Here is a 19,769-nt window from a genome sequence, read left to right on the forward strand (position 1 = left end):
GGAGGCAGCAGGACATGGTAGCCCATCCAATGGGGTTGGAGGCTAGTGGCAGGGGTATAGAAAGGATTTGCGGCAGAGAGCGGTGCCCGACTGGCAAATACGGTTTGGATTTAGGTAATGCCTACGTGTTGTACTTCTAGCGGTGCAAAGGGCGCCGGCGACACGGGGGTATCTATCTGGTTGACGGCCACTTTGTAGATATCTACAATTCTGTTGGCCACTGTGTCAGCATCTAGTCCCAGGTCTTTAATACGTTGAGAACCGTTGGTCCTGCCATGGTTTTCTGCAAAATTTAAAGATTTTTTTAGCTTTTCGGCAAAGTCTTGTGGGTCAAAACTAGACGTGTAACAACCAGAGGTATCCCCTAAGACCCATTTGGCATCGCCCATGTCTGTGGAGACGATGGGGCAGTTGCAGGCCATGGCTTCTTTGATGACGTTGGGAGAGCCTTCCATCAGAGAAGGGACCACCAGCACATCTACCGCGTTCAGGTATTTGGGGATTTGGTCATGGGTAACCGGGAAAGGGTTAATCAACTCCACATCTGGCCGGTCCAGGCTATCTACGGCTTGCTTGGCCAACGGGTAGTTCTTGCGCACATTGGTCTTGTTCCCCAGAAACAGCACCAGCTTCTTGTCTTGCGGCAAGCCCAGTTCAGCCCGGTAATCCTCGGCAGAAGGCTTGAATTTCTCTTTGTTGATGCCGTTGGGCACTATGTAGGACTTGTCTTTTAAGTAGACGTATTTCTCAATGTTGCTGGATTTGGAGATTAGGATGGTGGTAAGCGGCTGGATAAGATAGGTAAGCAATGTAAAGTACCGACTGCTGAATTTTACCTTGTTCACCCCTATGTACTCGCCATAGGCATCACTGCCCATCAAAGACAATACCACCGGCGTATTTCTGGCGCCTAATACCGCAGACCAGCCAGACAGCGTGAAGTGGGCATGAATGAGGTCATACTTTTTGTTTTGCAGGTGTTTCCTGAGTTGCAAACCGGCTTTTAGGTAGCCCGGCAAGCCTTTGCCCACAATAGGATAATAGTCTACCTCAATGCCGCGCCTTACCAGAGAATCTCCCTGCTCTTTAATGAAAGGCACCACCTCAAAGTTCTTACTGTTTCCGGAGCACACAAAAAGTACTTTCATAGTTCTGCTGTTTTATGGGATTGGTCAATGGGTTACATCTGGGGTTTGGGTTGAATGAAAGGCAAGCAATGGGTTGCTGTTTTCCTGGATGGTGATGGCAGACAGCTCTGGTTTGTCCACCACCTTACGGTGCTTAATGGCAGTCAACAGCATAAGAAGAAACGGCGCGAAGGTAAGCGTGCCAATAAAGCGTCCTGGCAAAATCACCACCAACAGCATGACCAGCAAAGGGTAATACAGCATTTTGTGGCTGGGCGCTATGACGTGGTTGTTCCTGATGAAATAGTGCACAAGAAACACCAAGAACAATACTACCCCCACCAACCCCGTGCTGTACAAAAGCATGTTGAGGTCACTGTGAATGGGCCGGTCGCGGCCAAAGTATTTCACGCCAAACTCACGAGTGTCAAAGAGCTTCACCCCGAAGAAGAGTTGCAAGGGCCTTTTCTTTTCCTGGTGGTAGTCCATGATGTACATCGTCTCCAGCACTCGCCCTTCCTCTTCATAGGTGTCTAAGTCCTGGATTCTGTCTCTTTTCTCTAATTGCGCGGTGAGCCGGGCTTCATACAAGGGATACGACACTATGAGCGCCACCACCAAGACAAAAAACAGCGTGATCATCTTGAACAGCATCTGTCGGTTAAAGAAGGCATAGACCGCCAAGGCTAGAAACAGCATGCCTATGGCCGTCCTTCTGGTGTTGATGAGCAGGATGCAGATGTTCATTAAGATAAAGGTGGCATCTGTGGCCTTAATCAGAAAGGTTCTGTTTTTGTTGGTAATCACGTAATGGATGGCCAGAAACACCACAATGGGTACTATGTACATTCTGGAGGTAATCAAGAAGCCGGTTGAGAACTCCTCTGTGTAAGACTCGCCAAACCCGTATTTATTGGCCAACACCACGTACACCGGCAGCAGAATGAGCAAGGCCCGGTTATATGGCTCAAACTCCTTTATGAAGTCTGCCCGGGTGGCCACATGCTTGCCAATGGGTATCATGAGCAAGGTAATCATCACGGCCATGGTCACTCTGGAGGTAATGATGAGGTCACCCGCGTTCACCAGCCACAAGACAATCAAATAGCAGAAAAGGTAGAACAGCAGGGTATCAGACTTTTTGAGCGCGTTGTACTTGGCAATGTAAATACCCATGAGGATAAGAGGAACCAGGTACCGTACCGCAGCATAAATCTTATCATCCTTGTAAAAGCCGTCCAGCATGTCAAACAGCACAAAAAAGACCATCAAGGCATACACAAACACCTTGGTGCTGTAAAAGAAGCTGGCAATGAGCAGGGCGCAGAGGAGGAAGAGAGCCATGGGCTGTGTTGTACTTAGGTGAGTTGCTGCAGAAAATGGGCTGCGTTTTCTTCTGGGGTGTTGTTAGTGGAAATCACGCGCTTGTCTGGACACCGCGCATACTGGTACAGGTTATACAAGTACTGGTTGTACTGTTTGAGTTTGCGGACCCGGCGCTGCGGATCCATCCTGTCAAAACGGCTCAGCTTGCTGGTTCTGTTGGTGATGCGCACAGAGGCGGTCTCCATGTCAATATCAAAGTAGAGCAACTGGTCTGTTTTAAGGTAGTACCGGTGCAGCTGCTTTTCTATGCGGTCATACGACTTGAGCCGGAAGATGGTAGCCGACCACAACTCTTGGATCATCCATTGCTCCAGCAGCACAAAATCATATTTTTTGGCTTTGATTATTTGATGGAGCGCCGTGTCAAAAGCGGCAATTCTGAGGTATCTTAAAATAGAGTTGATGCTGAAGATGCGGTTGAAGACCAAGGTCAAAGAATAGGAAACAACCTTTGGCAAGTGAAGCAACAGGGTTTTAGCCAACAGTTGGGTGCGCTGCATTTTGCCCAGCCGCCTGATATGGGTTTTAATGTCATTTAAGGTGAGCACCTTGTACCCAATGTTCCTTAACAAAGCGGTATAGCAATAGCAATTAGAGGTTTTGCCAGCCCCCGGCGGGCCTACAAACTCAATAATCTTTGCTTTTTGGGTAGGGCGTAGCAGTGGTTTAAAGACTGCCTCCTGCTCGGTTATTTGTTCCTGTACCTCCATCTATCTACTCGGTTTCTCTTTCTACTACATTGGGGCCTTAACAGGCAATGACCGGTGGGCGGCGTTCTTCCGTTTTTGGCTTGTTTTCTAGAAATGGGGCCAAAAGTGGAAGCAGTCTGCTCTCTTTTATGGTTCTTGGTTAGGTTGTCTTTCTCATAGGCGTTGGGTTAGTGGTACGCCTGCCATATTTCTTTTTTGACGGTAGAAAGCACCTGGGCTAAAGGCTGGGTGGCATCTACGGTAATCACTTTGCAGGTGTCTTTAAATTGCAGGCTTTTAAAACCAGATATTTTTGCTTCAAGCGTCTCTAGTAAGGTCTCGCCGGGTTTGCGGGCTTCCACCACCTTCGCCTCTGCTATGAGCTTGAAAATGACGTCTGGCGGGGTGTTGTCTGCCTTGGCGTAGATGTTGCTCTCAATTTTGGACATCATCCTAAAAATCGGGTTTTTGGACGAAGCCAGATGGTGAAGCAAAGGCCCGTCGTTAAAGCCCATGATCTGGTTTTGTGGGTAGCGGTCGCAGATAATGAGCATGCCTTTCTGTTTGGCCTCTTGCATGAGCTGTAGGTTTCTGCGCTTTTCATTGGCTACTATGAGCGCATTGATACACCGGTACGCCTCGGCTAAGGCGCCTTTTTTACGTGGGGTGGTCATTGCCACCTTCCGGCCGTTGGCTGACTTTTTGGGCGCTTGGTGAAACACACCTTTTAAATTGATGAGTGCTTTTCTGGGCCATGATATTTTGCCGTCGCCGCGGCCATAGTAAATGCGGTACACATCCAACTTTTTCTGGAAGGTGTCTCTAAGGTTGGCCGTCACCGTAGATTTGCCAGAGCCGTCAGCACCAATAACGGCTATAACCATGCCGCCTCTTGGGTTAATTCTCTGGCTGATGATGGGGCGGTTCAACAACTGGGCGGTTTTCCTGGAGACTTTGACCGTGATCTCTCTGTACCAGCGCACCAAAGACGCCGTGAGCGGGGAGTAGAGCCGGTCCTGCTCAAATTCTTTTCTCACCAAAAAGGAAAGTTTAAGCAACTGCTTCTTGGTAAACCCACCGTTCATAATCTGTATCATGGCAGCATACTCCTTGAACATGGCCGCCAGAAAGGCTTCTATCTGCACAGGCGTGGTTCTGGCCTTCAGCCATCTGTATTCTTTGAGCACGTTCTCTGAATAGTGGATTTTGCCGAACAGGCCCATCATGAGAATGTCCCGGTTTCTGAGTTTGAGCGCTTCTCTAATGTAGAGTAAGATTAACTCAATGGCCGGGTCTGACCGGTATATCCCGAAGGTCTCATCATACACCCTGGTGCTTAGAATCTCTTTCTCAATGTTGAGCTGGTATCCCTTAAGGTAGGTTTCGCCCATGGTCATCTTGAAATGTGCGTGTAGGTGTATAACCTTGCCAGAGGCATCATCCAAGGCTATGTAATCTTCAATGTCTTTGTACTGCTTTTCTTTAATAGACTTGAAGTTCTTGAACCCCAGTTTAGCCAGCAGAGCCTCCAACTGTTCCTTCTGCTCATGATGGAACAGCACGTCTAAGTCTGTGTCTCCGGTCATAGAGGCATCTAGGTGCTCATTGCTCTTCCAGTGACAATACAGGATATTCTGGTGGTGCAAAGCCTCCAGAAGCGTTTGCACGGTGGCTAATGGCGCAATGGGCGTCTGGCCGTTAAGGGCGGAGTCTGGGTAGGCTGAGTGAAACATACTGGTAGGATCTTGGATGGGTTGTAGAGTTAGTTCAGATGCTTTCTTGTGATTGCCCTTTTTAAATTTCTTAGCGATTAAGTGATGAAAAAGGTCATTTAAGTCATCACTGATGATGTACCTATGAAAGAACTTTACCGTGAGGTAGAGTTGGGCCAACAATCCCACCCCAACTAGAACCAGAGTCACAGGCGGCGAGAAGCCTAAGCCTCTACAAAGAGACACCAGTAGGTAGCAGGCTGCGCCTATGGATGCCATCAGGAACAAACCTGCCCAGTGCACTTTTATTATGCTGGCCCATGTAATGGATGCTAATTGAATACTTAGTTGAGCCATCATAAAGAAGTTAGCCGTTAACGCGACCGCCACCCCAATGGCTACGCCATATAGGCCCCAGTATGATCCAATGAGTGCTCCAGCAAATACTAGGCCCGCGTAGATAATCTGGCGCCAGGCTCTTTTGTATACAGCGCCGGTGGCCCTAGCCAAAGTGTCACTCAATTTGTAACTCATCCTAAACAGGAGACTGCACGCCAGAATCTGGAAAGGGAGCACGACATCTGTCCATTTGTTGCCTAGCAAGGTCAACACAATCTCTGGGGCCAGTAGCACCAGTACGGCACTCAAGGGCATGGCTAAGAGGGCAATCATGTTTACCCCGGTCAAGAAGGCTTTGCCTATTTTTTGCTTGTCTTGCTGCACCTTGGCCATGGCCGGGAACAGGGCTTTGTCTAAGGCCGTCCCAAACAAACTGGCGGGCATCACCATGAACTGGTAGGCTCTGCCGTAGATGCCCAAAGCTGCCGGGCCCAGGGTGCGGCCAATCACCAAGTTGTCTCCCTGCGTAGCCAAGAAGTTGCCAATGCGGCCCATGGTCATGCCGCCTCCAAAGTAGACTAGTTCTTTAAAGGCTGTTTTGTCAAAGCCCAACCGTTTCGGGAAAGGCTGCAACTTGAGGAGAAACATAGAGTGGAGGACTGCCTGGCAAATGTGGGCAACCACTAAAGCCCAAACGCCCCAGCCCATTTTTCCTAAAATGATACCTATGGCCCCATAGCCTATGGCATAAGATGTCAGCTCAATAATGGCACTGGTCTTAAACTGCATGGTGCGCTGTAAAAGTGCCTGCCCAATCAAGGTGAACGAGTCTACCAGGAACACAAAGGAGATAGCCCTTAACACTGGGGTGAGGCTCTCCATCTTAAAGAAACCGGCCAGCACCGGCGCTCCCAGCAGCAGTAGCCCAGAGAAGAAAAGGCCCATTACAATAGACAGGGTAAACCCAGTTTGCAAGTGGCGTTCCTCCAACTCTGCCCGCTGCACAATGGCGGGACCCACCCCCATTTGGGTGAACATCTTAGAGAACTCTACTATGATTAAGGCAAGGCCAACTACCCCAAATTCTTTGGGACTTACCAATCTAGCCAAGACGGCCAGCACGCCAATTTTTAAAACTACTTGTAGGCCGCTGCCCGTGATTAGGTACAGGAAGCCTGAAAAGGTGCGTTCGGTAAGTTTCTTATCATGCGCCATATTCTTGTTAAACTAATAATGCGTTGCGATGTGATGAAAAAAACCTTTGACATCTTGCCAACAGGCTTACAGTGGAATAGGTAAGACAATCTGTTTTTTTAAGCGGCTGCTGCTTTGGCTGGGGCTGCAATCTCTAAGGCATAATATGCTTTGTACCAGTCTGTGAACTTCTTGAGTCCTTCTTGAATGGTAGTGTCTGGTTTGTAGTTAAAGTGCTCTATAAGGTCATCTACATTGGCCCAGGTAGACACCACGTCACCGGGTTGCATGCCTTCCATCTCCAGGATGGCTTTTTTACCCATGTTGGCCTCAATCTCCTGGATGAAGCTCATCAATTCCACTGGGTTGTTATTCCCGATGTTGTAGATACAATAAGGAGCCGTTGATCTGGACAGGTCTGGGCAAGCACCATCCCAGTCTGGGAGCGGTTCGGCGGGTTTGTCAATCACGTTGATCATGCCCGAAGTGATGTCATCTATATAGGTGAAGTCACGCTTCATTTGCCCGAAGTTGAATACCTTGATGGGCTTGTCCTTGAGAATGGCTTCTGTAAAGGAGAAGTAGGCCATGTCTGGTCTTCCCCAGGGGCCGTACACGGTGAAGAACCGCAGGCCAGACGTTGGTATTCTGTACAGATGGCTATAGGTGTGGGCCATTAACTCATTGGCTTTCTTGCTGGCTGCATACAAAGACACCGGGTGGTCTACGCAGTCTTTCACTGAGAAAGGCATTTTGCCGTTTAGGCCGTACACGCTAGACGAGCTGGCATATACCAAATGCTTGATCTTGTTGTGGCGGCTGGCCTCCAGAATGTTTAGGAAGCTAACTAGGTTGGACTGCGCGTAGGCATCTGGGTTGGTGATAGAGTAGCGCACGCCTGCCTGGGCAGCCAAATGCACAATGACATCAAACTTTTCCTTGGCACAGAGCGATAGCAAGGCGTTTTTGTCCTCTAGGTTCATCCTGATGAACCGGTAGTTGGGATATTTAAAACTTCTCACCTCTTTGTACCATTGCACCAGGCCCTCGCAGATGCCGCTTTCTGTCAGGCGGTCAAACTTAAGCTTGGTGTCATAGTAATCATTGATGTTGTCAATACCCACTACCTCGTCTCCTCTAGAAAGGAGCTTTTCGGCTAGATGAAATCCAACAAAACCGGCGGTCCCTGTCACTAATATCTTCATGTCTGCGGTGTTAATGATAACTCAAGTAGGATGCTGTCCACGCTTTCCTACTAGAGAATGCTGCCCATGAAAATGGAGCTCATCGTTCTTGGCCTGTTTTCTGGAAATCAGGCTAAAAACGGCCTTCAGGTGAAAACTCATGATAAGCTTTGAACTGAAAGGCCAGCAAACAGGAAAGGGGATGTAAGAAGGCAATGCAACAACGAGAGCCACGTGACATAGGAGGACCTCCATACATCAGACAGCGTACCACGGGAGAGGCAGGGTGTAGGCGAGCTACCGGTTTTCTTTCATAGAAAGGGTGCTATGAAAGGGAGAGTGTCTTTTTGTAAAACTTAGTTATCTATTGACAGAGCCAATTTTCGTCTTGGTCCTGGTGGTGCTTTTCTTGGTTTCTTGGGCGTATAATAAAACACCTAAGGAGGGGAGGGTCACTTTGGTCAACTGCGTCTTGGTAGGAATCACAGTGCCTTCTCTATCCAGGAGCATGTCTTCTACCTGCAGGGCTACGCTTTGTTTGCTCTGGTTGGTGATGGCAAACCGCACGTTCTGGTGGGCTTTCATGAATTCCTTAATCGCCTTCACTTCTGTGTCTATCGCCACTATAGGTCCTTTTTTTCTGTGTACCACTTGCACCACCTCGGGCAGTAGTTGCAGGGTGCGGAGCTGCGCCTCTGTGGTTTTGATAAATACATAGGTAGCAAACAGGGGCTCATAAATAGTTTCCTGCCGCTTTCCCCACTTCTGCACCTTTTTGTTGATGGGGCAAAAATGTTGGATGCGCAGTTCCTTTAAGCTTTGCGCTACTTTTCTTTCCCGCTTAGGTTTAGTGCAAAGGATATACCAGTTACAATCCATTGGTTTACTATGTAAAAAAGGACTAGACTAATAAGTGCCGAGGGAGGCTGGATAGGTGCCAACGCCAATGACCATCTTTTCTTCTGATAAGTCATTCTGCGTAGTGGGGCTCATTTATTAACGTGTTTGATAGCTTTTTGGCTATCTATTTTTCAATTAAGTATTCTTGGCCAGATAGGCGTTGTTGCCATAGTTCAGCTCATAGCCGTAGCCGTACTCAATGCCATGATGGCCTTTGAACAAGCCTCTTGGTTTTACGCCGTTGAACACTATGGCCATGTTGTTCATAAACTTGAATTTGTTGTTTTTGGGCAGGCGTTTCACCAGGGCTTTTGGCGTGTACCCGTGCCGCATAATGAGCAAGGTCATGTTGCAGAACTCAGTGAGGATAGAGGCGCCAGAGATGATGTCTGCCGGGGCAGTGTCTACCAGTATGTAGTCAAACTCGTTTTCCAGATAGCTGAATAAGTCTTCCAGTTTTCCGTTGAGCAGGAGTTCGGTGCTGTCGCCCACAAAGACGCCCGCGGGTACCACGTACAGGTTTTCAGATTCAGTGGAGTTGATGATCTGGTAGGGCTCAATGTCCTCCATGAGGTACTCAGTTATGCCTTTGTAATTGGTTAAATTAAAGAGGCGGGTAGTGGAAGGGTTCCGTAAGTCGAAATCCAGTAAAGCCACTTTTCTGCCTGAGGAAGCTAAACTGTGGGCCAGATTGGTGCTCACGTAGGTTTTCCCCTCACCAGCGATGCTGGACGTAATCATGATTTTCTTCTTGACAAAGGTGCGGCCAAACAAGCCAATGGTGGCCCGCATGTGCCTGAACTCCTCAATCACAAAACCGTCTGTAGGCTTCTGGTGCAGTTTGTCTTTGGTCTTGGTGTATTGCAGCTCGGCCACCACGGGGATGTCTGTATTGGACAGAATCTCTGACAAGAACAACAGCTTGCCGTTCATCATCTCCCTTCCAGAAATCATGACCACCCCTAGTACGCAAGACATCACCGCTGCTATGAGGTAGATGTACAATGACCGTGGCGCTACGGGGTACAAAGAGGACTCGGCCATGTCTACAATGCGGGTGTCTTCATCTGTTGGCGCATAAGAGAGAACTGTTTCTTCGCGTTTCTGCAGCAAGAAATTATATGCGTCGTTCTTGGTGGCTTGCTGTCTGCTTATTTCCAGGAGCTCTCTTTCTTTGCGCGGGATGGTCTGCAACTGGGAGTTGTACCGGCTGCTGGTAGAGGCCATACTGGCTCTACTGGCTTGTAAGGCCCTGCGCTGGTTGCGGATATTGTCCAAGATACTTGGCCGTATCTGCTCAATCTCACTCACCACCGACAATAAGACCGGGTTGTTCTCGGCGGTGGTTCCTTTTAACCGCTGGTATTGTATCTCAGAATCATACAGCTTTTGGAGTAGTTGGGTTAAGCCCGGGTCTTTTATGCCTAAAGTGGAAGGCGCCATGCCCGCCGAGTTGCTTTTCAGCATCACGTACTGTTCCACCTCACTTAGAATGGCTAGTTGCAGGTTGATGTCAGAGAGGTTGCGGTCACTTTCACCCACGCTGCTCAAGTACATCTTGCCTTGCTCGCTTAAGTCCACCACTCCACGGCTGGACTTGTACTGCACCATCTGGTTTTCCAGTTCCTTGAGTTCTTTGCCTACCAGAATAATGCGGTTGTTAACATAGTCCAGGGTTTTGGCGGCCAAATCATTGCGCTTGTCAATGGCCACTTGGTTGTATTCCTCAATGAGTTTATTTAAGATGTCTTCGCCGCGGGCAGGGGAGGCATCTGTAAAATTTAGGTTTACGGCGGTTGATAGTTTGTTTTCTGCCTGAATGGACAAGCTGCTGATGATGCCGTCTGTTACTTTCTTAGGGTGAACAATGGAGAAATAAAGTGGTAGCTCTGCCTGGTCAGACTGTTTGTCATTGGGTAAAAACATCATCTCACCATAAGGCGTCTCTGCCCAAGTGTTCAAGGGATATTTTTTACCGTCAATCTTTACCTGCTGGGTAGCCTTGTCAAAGGTGAAGTAGACCTTTTCTACTTCTTTGGCTTGCTCTGGTATTTTAAGGCGCACCTTAATGGGAGAGGTAGAATAGGCCGGAATTGCTTTAAACTTATCTTCCTCATAAAAGGGAGCATATAAACCAAGGTCATCAATCACTTGTCTAGTGAGGGCTCTGGACTGGATGACTTTTATCTCATTCTCCACAATGTTGTTAGAGGTGAAGGCGTCAATGGATTGGGTCATTCTGGACTCATCCACCCCTTTCTTCTCATCTTTGATGATGATGGTGGCAGAGGTCTCATACGTAGGAATAGCTAGGTAATGCAAATAGGCCCAAGCGCCTGCCATGGCTAGCATGAACAGAATAAGGAACATTGGCCAGTAAGGCACATATTTATGCGCCAAAGAGTCAAACAGACCTTCTTCTTGGGTGTTGGTTTGGTCAGTCATATACGTCTTAGCTGATTTATCTGGTTAATCTATCAACGGCAACTACAACGACAGTCAGCCCGCTAAAAATCAAGGGCAAAAGCTGTCTCACTGGACTTGCGGTGGCTACTTTGGCTTTGTCTGGCTCTACATACACAATGTCATTGGGCTGTAGGTAGTAATACTGGGAGTTGAACAGCTCTGTAGAGTTAAGATTAATTCGTTTAATGATTTTCTTATTGTCCACTTCCCGTATGATCAGGACGTTGCTACGCTTGGCGTAGATGGTTAAGTCACCCGCTAGGCCTAGGGCTTCTAACAAGGTGATCTTCTCATTGGGGGCATTTACCACGGTAGGGTGGGCTACTTCGCCCAGGACCGTTACGCGGTAGTTGAGGTACCTGATGTTGATGATGGGGTCTACCAAGAGTTTACGTTCTGTAAGGCTTTTGGTAAGGCTTTCCTTTAATTGTCTTTTGGTTAACCCTACGGCTTTGATGTTTCCTAAGATGGGGAACTGAATGTACCCTTGAGAGTTGACCAGATACCCTGACACGGAAGTGGCTCTGCCTGAGAAGTCAGGGGCCTCTGAGTCTGTTACGTTGGGGGTATTGAAGATTTTGGTGGCCTCTGGGTTAAGGCTGCTCACAGAAATGCTTAACAGGTCGTTTTTCTGAATAAGCGGTTCAATGTTTTCTACGCCCGCCGGCAGTTCACTGTCTTGAATGTTATTAAAGTACACCACTTTTTTGGTGCTGGCACAAGAGCAGAAGAAAAGGAAGCAAGGCACAAGTAACAAGTAGGACAGCGATTTTCTTAGTGGTACAATCATAGCGTTTGGTCTGGTAGGATTAGAAGTGTTTCTATAAGCGTACTTTTATGGGTGTAGAAGTTCTCTGGCCCAAAGGCCAGAGAATTCAAAAATCTCATATTCATCTCACCGCCCTGTCAGCGGAGGTACTTTTACCTAGTGTGCAGTAATTTCATGGTCTCAATGCCTTGCGCCGTCTGCAGTTTAAGGATGTAGAGGCCCGAAGGCAGATGATTCGCTTTCACCTCAACAGCAGTAGAAACTCCACCGGCAGCGTTTCCTTTTGTAGGGTCTGCTACCTGCTCTCCTTTGTTATTGTACAAGGCCAAGGTGTAGTCTCCTGCGGTGGGCAAAGTGAACAGCACGGTGGTGGTTCCTTGGAAAGGATTAGGATACGCCTTGAGCATTTTATGACTGTGCTCTGGTAATAAATTGGTAGTCACCGTGGCAGCCGCGTTGCCGTCTGTCACTAAAAAACCAATTGCTTTCCAGGCGGTGGTGGAAACATCTGTGGCAATGATGACCGTCTCTCCCGTGTAGCTGTCCTTGGTGCTGCTGGTATAGTTGTACAATCCTCTCAATAGAGGAATGGTAGGGCTAAAGGAAATATTACTGATAGCAGACTCTCTGTATAGGATGTCACCGCCATTTTCATGCGAGGTAAAGATGACCTGCATTTTATTTGCGGCCTCATTCAGGATGAGCATAGGCCGGGTGCCTTCAAACTCAGTCACTTCATACGCATTATCCCAAATCCCAGTAGGTCTCCGGACAAGAAGCGCTAGCTTTGTATAGCCCGGCGACTCATAGCTAGTCTTAACCGCGCAATACAAAGTACCATCGCTGGCAATTTTCATGTTCAGGTGGTCATCAGCGAAGCCAGTGCCCACTTTCAAGGCAGACTGGGAGGCAGGTTTTTCATCTACAGACCAGGTGTTGGGGTCGTCCCCGTCATTATGTGTCTTAAAGCCAAAAAAGTCTGCACTCTGGTTGCTCCACAGTACCCCAATCTTGCCTTGGGTAGGCAGGGCGATAATGCTACAAATGTCATCATTGACTATGCCAGTCTGTATAACAATAGGTGCACTAAAAGTAGTATAAGGACTATCACTCCAGAGGACGTTGACCGCTCCGGGGGTGTCATAGGCTATCCACAGCCTTCCGGTGCCGTCCCGGTCCAGCGTGGCAGTTTCGGCATCTGGTCCTAAGGTAAGAGATGTTCTAGTGGTTCTGGCGCTCCAAAGTTTGTAGTTGGCAGATGTGGGCACATATTCCAGAGATACCAGGTAAGAAGTGCTGCTGCCTCTATATAGGAGTACATGCACTACATTGTCCACTACCTTACAGTCTGCTCTGGAAGAGGTGCCGCCATACACAGATAACATCTTGGTCCAAGTAGTGCCGTCTAGCCTCCAAAGGAAGGTTCCATCTGCCGTAGGCAGCACCGTCCAGAACTTGCCCGCATACTGCCATACCTTAGATTGAGGTTTGTCTGCGGTGTTAATGGAAATGGGCATGGGGCTGAGGTTAGTCACTGAACTGAACCCGGTCCCGCTGCTTAAGGCTTCAAGGGTGTAAGTCTGCCCTGAAGTATAACCAGTGGCAATTAGGTTGTTGGATGAGTCTATAATGCCAGTGGCAGAAGATTTTAAGTTTAGACGCAGCGTCCCTACTCCGCTAAGGTTGATGGAGATGTCATATTGCGTCTTCTTAGTCCCTACAGCAGTTACACTAGCAATGGTAGCTGTCGCGCTACCACTTACAGTAAAAGTGAAATCATCTGCAGTGACACCCGTAACAGCTTCAGAGAAAGTGGCTCTAAAGATAGCGGTGCCCGGAGAGGTGACAGTTGAGGCGGTAGGCGCCTGCCTATTGATGCTTACTACTGCTGGTGGCGTGACATCTGTGCCTGGCCCAATCAGTTCCAAGTCAAAGGCCATGTCAGAGGTATTGGCCTTCTGTTGATGGACCTCAACCGCTACCACATTGGTGCCCACTACAAACGCAGATGCTGGAATGGCAAAGTTGATAATGTTGGTTCCATTGCCGCTAGAGCTAATGGAGGCAAGGGTGTTATAGGCGATAGTGCCGGTGGGCATGTTGTAGCGTAGAACCTCTGCGCCATTCACATACACCACCACGCCATCATCCATTTTAATGTTGGCTGAGTAGGAGCTTTGGGAGGATAGGTCTGGGATATTGACTGTTTTTCTAAAGTAGGTGGTAATGTACTTGGGGCTGGTGGTGGGCCCATAATTGATGGTGGTTACTGCATCATCTATGCCGTAGCCAAATTTGCCCAACCCAGATTTCCATGCGGTAGTCTCAGTAAACGAGGGGTCTTTCCAAGAAGTGCCTTGGTTTGACCCGTTGTCCAGATACGACCAGGTAGAACCAAATGGTATAAAGACATTTTGGGCATTTACTGAAAATACAAAGAGCACAGAAAGTGCAAATAAGAGAGTTGAAATTTTTTTCATGCCACAAACACTAATAATCAAACAGATGATCTGGCAGTAGGTGCAGTAGAATAGAAGGCCGGGGCAGCCTGGATAAGCATGTACCTAAAGCAGAAGCTTTCTTTGCAGTTACATGAAGTCAGCGGGCAAATAAGATTATCTGCGGCTGGCGCTGGAGGGCAATATGCAAGGGTGCTCCGCATGTTTTCAGACGTTCATAGCACCACATGAACGTAACTGTGAGAGGTGTTAAGGCATTAGACGCCTAAAGGTTCTGGTTGATTGGCCTATTCAGAAGTGTATGTTACTTTTTCAATAACTGAATAGTGAGAATATAAGATGCTATACGCGGGCCAAAAGTGAATGTTTGCGTTTTAATACGGATAATCTCAAAATCTAGAATATAGCAAACCCTCTCTGGAAATAGGTTGGATGACGATTTGGTGGAGGTAGTTCGTCTACCAGCTATTCTAAGTGAAAGACCAATCCCTTAATAAAGAGACCTGCACAGATGACGAATAGCCTACAGCCACTTCCATCTAACATTATCTAAGATATTATTTCAATCAGTAGCCACATCCTCTACTATAAGAGGTCTCCTTTCAAATCTAATACTCTGATTGAAGCTCTACCAATCTATAAACGCGCCTTATCCAAAAAATGAGCCTTAGAACAGTGTGTTCAATTATCAAGAATAAATACTTCTAAACTGACACGGATTAATGCAATATGTAGCATTAGTGTATTGGTTAATAGCTAGTTAGAATATAACAATCTATGTTTTATTGAATGAGGGCGTTTCTTTGACTAAAAGATTATAGTCTCTTGCTATACTGAAGAATCAAGTATAGTGGATGTTTGATATAAGTGATTGATATACAGATAGTTGAAATATTTAGTTGTGTACTTTTCTAACAAAGTGTAGAAGGGAATAAAGAACTTTAGCTTTTTTTTATAACAATTTGATACAATATGGTAATAATGGAGGGTCTTTGAAAAATGTATTAATATTGTTATTAACTTTGCAACTACGGAATTGGTAATAAGGAGGTTACAAGATTCTGAAAGATAAAATGAGAATTTACAAAAGGTAAAAATACAATTCACGCAAAACGGTACCAGATGGTGTTTCTGGTTTTAGTGCAGAAAGAGAAAAGGAAGAAGTTTAACCAAACAGTCGTCTATGAGGCACTTTTAGAAGGAAGTAGTAAGGTCAGTTTTAGCTGACTGATATTTAAACGCTTAAGCCGCCTAATTATTACACGGGGCTTGAGAACTAAGCCAAACCTTTTACAAAATCCCTTTATTAATTTTTTTCAACATGAAGTTTAACACCAAATATATCGTATTGCCATTGCTAGTAGGTTTCATCTCTGCCTCTTGTGAAAAAGATGAACTAGAAGAAATGAACCCAACCGCAGAAGTAGCTTCTACTTCTAACCTTTCAACCAACTTGATTTTTGAGGAAACTATGGAAGGTACGTCTCCTTTCTCTACTGCTCATGGTAGAGAAATTGGAACTTGGGATTATGCCTTTCAAATTGTAAATACTCCAGTATGGAGAGGTACTAAAGCAGCCCGCTTTGAGATCAGAAAGGATCAGCCGTTGGTGAATGATGGTAAAAGATCTGAATTCACTATTGTAAAGGGTGCTGAAGGTGATATCACCAAGAATACCTGGTACTCTTTCGCTGCTTATTTCCCTTCTAAAGGATATGAGTACGACACGGAGCGTGAGATCATTAACCAGTGGTACCAGAGCGGAAGCCCTTCTACTTCATTGAGAACGGACAAAGATAGAATCACTTTTGAAGTAGGAAACACGCCAGAAACACGCGTAGTACATGATCTAGGTGCCATCAAGAAAGACACTTGGACTGAGTTTGTGTTCCACTTCATTCACTCATATGGTTCTGACGGACTTGTTGAGATCTGGATGAACGGTGTGAAAGTGAAGACTTTGACTGGTGGTAACATGTACAATGACGTATTGCCTAAGTGGAAAATTGGTTTGTATAAGTCTGCTTTCAAATATGATGAGACAATCGTGACCAACCGCGTGATCTATTTTGACAACGTAAAAGTAGGTAACGCAAACGCCACCTTCGCTGACATGAGCTCTGGTACTGGTTCAGGAACTACTGCTACTACCACAACTGGTACAACTACTACTACAGGCGGTACAACTACAACAGGTGGAACGACTACAACTGGTGGCACGACCACAACCACGACGACTACTCCTACTACCACAACTTCAACAGACGTTCAGAAGGTTGTTAGCTTCACCTTGGTAAATGCCACTACAGACAAAGACATCATGACTATCCCTAATGGTGGCGTGATTGACCTAAGTGTTGTTGGTACAAACAGATTCAACATCAGAGCCAACACGGCCAAAGCCGGTGGTGTAGTGAAATTTGTAATGTCAGGTGCTAAGAGCGAAACCAGATTGGATGACGCAGTTCCTTACGCTTTGTTTGGTGACAACAGAGCAGGTGACTACTACTCTTGGACTGCTGCAACAGGTTCTTATACCTTGACTGGTAGCACGTACACTGGTACTAAGAGCAGCCTTGGATCTTTAACAGCTCCTGCGTACACCATCAACTTCAAAATTCAGAACTAAGAACCTGGCCAAATGCCAACCTTAACCTGACTAGTAATAACAGATACTAAACCCTTTAAAAAGGAGCAGCCACCTAGCTGCTCCTTTTTTGTTTGTACAAGCTTGAGATGATTATGGAATTGATGCTAAACAAAGATGAGAGGAGAAGCGTTTTTGGCCTGTTTTCCAGAAAACAGGCCAAAAACGGAAGAAAATTCTACATAGCTCAAGTATGAAATCACTTATGCTTCTGCCCAACTTCGGGCTAAATAATAGTAGAGGAAACCTTCAGTAAATTAATATCACAAAGGTGGCCATACTTGCGTAGAAGGTTGAATAGTAACAGCTAAGGAATTTGCTTCGCGCAATTTCGGCTACTTTCCATGCGGCACCTCTCTTTACATGATTATGGTTCTATATTCTAATGGTTTGCTTTTGCTGCAGATGCTGTTGGCGGTTTCGTGCGCAGGTAAAAAAGGAGAAAAGTCTACGGCTCTAGATACTCACCCAATCTCTGTAACCAAGTCATCAGCCAATTCCAATCTCCTGTTTGAAGAAACCTTTGAAAATGACGCACCATTTTCTGCCGCCCACGGCAAAGAAATAGGAGACTGGGACTACGCCTTGCAATATGTCACCTCGCCGGTGTTCAAAGGCAGAAAAGCAGCCCGGTTTGAGATAAGAGCTGACCAGGCTTTGGTGAAAGACGGCAAACGCGCCGAAGTCACCATTGTAGGGCCGGTCACTTCTAAGGAGCGCTGGTATTCTTTTGCGGTGTATTTTCCGTCAGATGGGTTTGCCAAAGACACGGTGCGTGAAATCATTTCGCAGTGGTACCAGCGCGCCGACCAGCATTTAGGGGAGAAGTCTTCTAGTCCTGCCACAGCCCTACGCGTGAATAAGGACAGGTTTGTGTTAGATACCGGGTTCAATGCAAACTTGGTCTCTGACGGCGTAACCCCCGAAAGTAAAAAGAAACTGGACCTAGGCGAAGTAACCAAAGACACCTGGCATGAGTTTGTCTTTCATTTTGTGCATTCCTTCCATGAAGACGGACTCATTGAGGTATGGCACAACGGAAACAAAATTCTCACACATGCTGCCGGCAACATGTACAACAATGCGGTGATGCCCAAATGGAAGCTCGGATTGTACAAAGCGGCCTTTAAAAACGGGACTTCGGCCGTGACCAACCGGGTGGTGTACTTTGACAACATTAAAGTGGGTAATGAGCACGCCACCTACGCAGAAATGGCGCCCAGCGCCGAAACCACGGCCCAAAAGTAATCCCACTATCTGGCCATGAACCTGTCGTTTTTAGCCTGTTTTCCAGAAATAAGGCCAAAAACGAAGTCGCCAGCTAGTGTAGGTAGCTGGCGACTTCGTTTTAGATAATCTATTGTCTGAGCAGCTTTTTACTTCTCAAGCAATACTTTAATATGCTGCATGCCCGTGCTGGTTTTAAGGCGAGCTATGTAAAGGCCACTGGCTAAACTTGAGCCGTTGAAGGTAACCTTGTTTTGTTTGCCTTTAATGGCGCTGCCTTGTACAAATGAGGTTACTTGTAAACCCTTGCTGTCATAGATGCCAATAGAATAGTCGCTGTCCTCTGGCAAAGAGAAGGCTATGGTGCACATCATATTGAATGGGTTTGGGTAGGCTTTTAGGGTAGAACCAAGGGCGTCTACCGTTAATACTCCTACCGCCTGCAAGTTGAGGGAAGATACGTTGGTGGCAATCACGATAGACTCTGGTGCATTGGGATTGTTCTTGGCTGTAGAAGCATAGTTATAAGGCCCGGCAAGCAAGGTGCGCGGCGAGTCAAACAAGATGTTAATGGTAGAGGACTCTCGTTGTAAGATGTCGCCGCCGCCTTCATCAGCGGTATAGATTACTTTCAGCTTGTCCTGTGCTTCGTTTAAGATGACAATGGGCCGGGTGCCGGTGCCAGATACTTTGTACATTTCATCCCAAGTGCCATATGGTCTACGTACCAGCAAGGCTATTTTGGTGTAACCGGCGGTTTCAAAGGAAGTTTTGACGGCGGCATACAAAGTGCCGTCACTGGCGGCCGTCATGTTTAAATGGTCATCTGCCATGCCGGCGCCAACATCCATGGCTGACTGGTTGGCCGGAATCTCGTCCTCTGACCATGTGTTGGGGTCAGCGTTGTCATCGTGTAACTTAAAACCGAAGCGCTTGGTGGCAATGTTAGACCAGAGTACGCCTATTTTATTTATACCGGGTAGCGCAATGACACCAGATAGATCATCGGTGCTGGTGTTGTTAGCCAAGGTAATGGGGGCGCTCCAGGTAGAGTAGGGGGCATCGCTCCATTGGGCATAGATTTCTTTACTGCCGTCATAGGCTATCCACATTCTGCCTTTGCTGTCAATGTCCAGGGTGGCCACTTCCACATTAGGATCCAGGTTCAATACCACCCTAGACGGACGTTGTGACCAGAGTTGATAGGTGTTGTCCTTGGCAGAATACTCTAATGACATCAGATAAGACATATTGGTCTCCCTGAATAAAAGGATGTGCGCAATGTTGCCCACCACTTTGCAATCTGCCTTGGCATAATCCCCAGGAAGCAGCAGTTGTAGTTTGGTCCAGGCGGTACCATCCAGGCGCCAGAGGTGGGTACCAACGGCATCTGGTAGAATGCTCCAGTATTTTCCTTCATAAAACCACACTTTTGACTGTGGCTTATCACCGGTGTTGGTAGCAACGCCAACGGGTTGTAGTACTTTAAAGGAGGAAAGTTGCGCCGTTAAAGGCAGAGATAAAAAGATAGAAAATATGAACAGGAGCGTAAATTTTCTCATGGTTCTTTGTTTTAGGACGCTATAGGGTGAGGGAATGGTAAGGCAACAGTAGCTAAACAGAGAACTCTTACTGGCTTTACGTAGGTAAAAGCCAGGCTACTGTGACGG

Annotated in this window: 12 protein-coding genes; 2 read left to right on the forward strand and 10 right to left on the reverse strand. The window is 47.0% G+C overall.

The window, feature by feature from the left end; genetic code table 11:
• Positions 1-110 precede the first annotated feature (110 nt).
• The 9 genes from TH61_RS10130 to TH61_RS10170 form a co-directional block, all read right to left on the reverse strand.
• Positions 111-1,148, reverse strand: coding sequence for a glycosyltransferase (locus TH61_RS10130; RefSeq protein WP_071887829.1), 1,038 nt, complete (start codon positions 1,146-1,148; stop codon positions 111-113).
• Between the two features lie 24 nt (positions 1,149-1,172).
• The gene (locus TH61_RS10135) at positions 1,173-2,471 is read right to left on the reverse strand and encodes a hypothetical protein (RefSeq protein ID WP_066508809.1); all 1,299 of its coding nucleotides are present in this window, start codon (positions 2,469-2,471) and stop codon (positions 1,173-1,175) included.
• A 14-nt stretch (positions 2,472-2,485) separates the two neighbouring features.
• Entirely contained in the window at positions 2,486-3,223 is a 738-nt protein-coding gene (locus tag TH61_RS10140; RefSeq protein WP_066508811.1) for a hypothetical protein, read from the reverse strand.
• 167 nt (positions 3,224-3,390) lie between these two features.
• Entirely contained in the window at positions 3,391-6,468 is a 3,078-nt protein-coding gene (locus TH61_RS10145) for an oligosaccharide flippase family protein (RefSeq protein WP_066508813.1), read from the reverse strand.
• Between the two features lie 98 nt (positions 6,469-6,566).
• The gene (locus TH61_RS10150) at positions 6,567-7,652 is read right to left on the reverse strand and encodes an NAD-dependent epimerase (protein WP_066508815.1); all 1,086 of its coding nucleotides are present in this window, start codon (positions 7,650-7,652) and stop codon (positions 6,567-6,569) included.
• A 339-nt stretch (positions 7,653-7,991) separates the two neighbouring features.
• Entirely contained in the window at positions 7,992-8,510 is a 519-nt protein-coding gene (locus tag TH61_RS10155) for a UpxY family transcription antiterminator (protein ID WP_066508817.1), read from the reverse strand.
• 156 nt (positions 8,511-8,666) lie between these two features.
• Positions 8,667-10,976 carry a tyrosine-protein kinase family protein gene (locus TH61_RS10160; protein ID WP_066508819.1) on the reverse strand — a complete coding sequence of 770 codons (2,310 nt, stop codon included), beginning with the start codon at positions 10,974-10,976 and terminating at the stop codon, positions 8,667-8,669.
• A gap of 16 nt (positions 10,977-10,992) precedes the next feature.
• Positions 10,993-11,787, reverse strand: a complete 795-nt coding sequence (locus TH61_RS10165; RefSeq protein ID WP_066508821.1) for a polysaccharide biosynthesis/export family protein — start codon at positions 11,785-11,787, stop codon at positions 10,993-10,995.
• A 131-nt stretch (positions 11,788-11,918) separates the two neighbouring features.
• On the reverse strand, positions 11,919-14,246 hold the full coding sequence (locus TH61_RS10170; protein ID WP_082780351.1) for a T9SS type A sorting domain-containing protein: 2,328 nt from the start codon (positions 14,244-14,246) through the stop codon (positions 11,919-11,921).
• 1,300 nt (positions 14,247-15,546) lie between these two features.
• Here TH61_RS10170 and TH61_RS10175 point away from each other — a divergent pair.
• The gene (locus TH61_RS10175) at positions 15,547-16,854 is read left to right on the forward strand and encodes a polysaccharide lyase (RefSeq protein ID WP_066508829.1); all 1,308 of its coding nucleotides are present in this window, start codon (positions 15,547-15,549) and stop codon (positions 16,852-16,854) included.
• A 381-nt stretch (positions 16,855-17,235) separates the two neighbouring features.
• Positions 17,236-18,120 carry a polysaccharide lyase gene (locus TH61_RS10180; protein ID WP_066508831.1) on the forward strand — a complete coding sequence of 295 codons (885 nt, stop codon included), beginning with the start codon at positions 17,236-17,238 and terminating at the stop codon, positions 18,118-18,120.
• 128 nt (positions 18,121-18,248) lie between these two features.
• On the opposite strand, the gene TH61_RS10185 is transcribed toward TH61_RS10180, so the two are convergent.
• Positions 18,249-19,661: a T9SS type A sorting domain-containing protein gene (locus tag TH61_RS10185; RefSeq protein ID WP_066508833.1), complete on the reverse strand. Its 1,413-nt coding sequence runs from the start codon at positions 19,659-19,661 to the stop codon at positions 18,249-18,251.
• Positions 19,662-19,769 lie beyond the last annotated feature (108 nt).

Source organism: Rufibacter sp. DG15C (assembly GCF_001577755.1).
GTDB lineage: Bacteria > Bacteroidota > Bacteroidia > Cytophagales > Hymenobacteraceae > Nibribacter.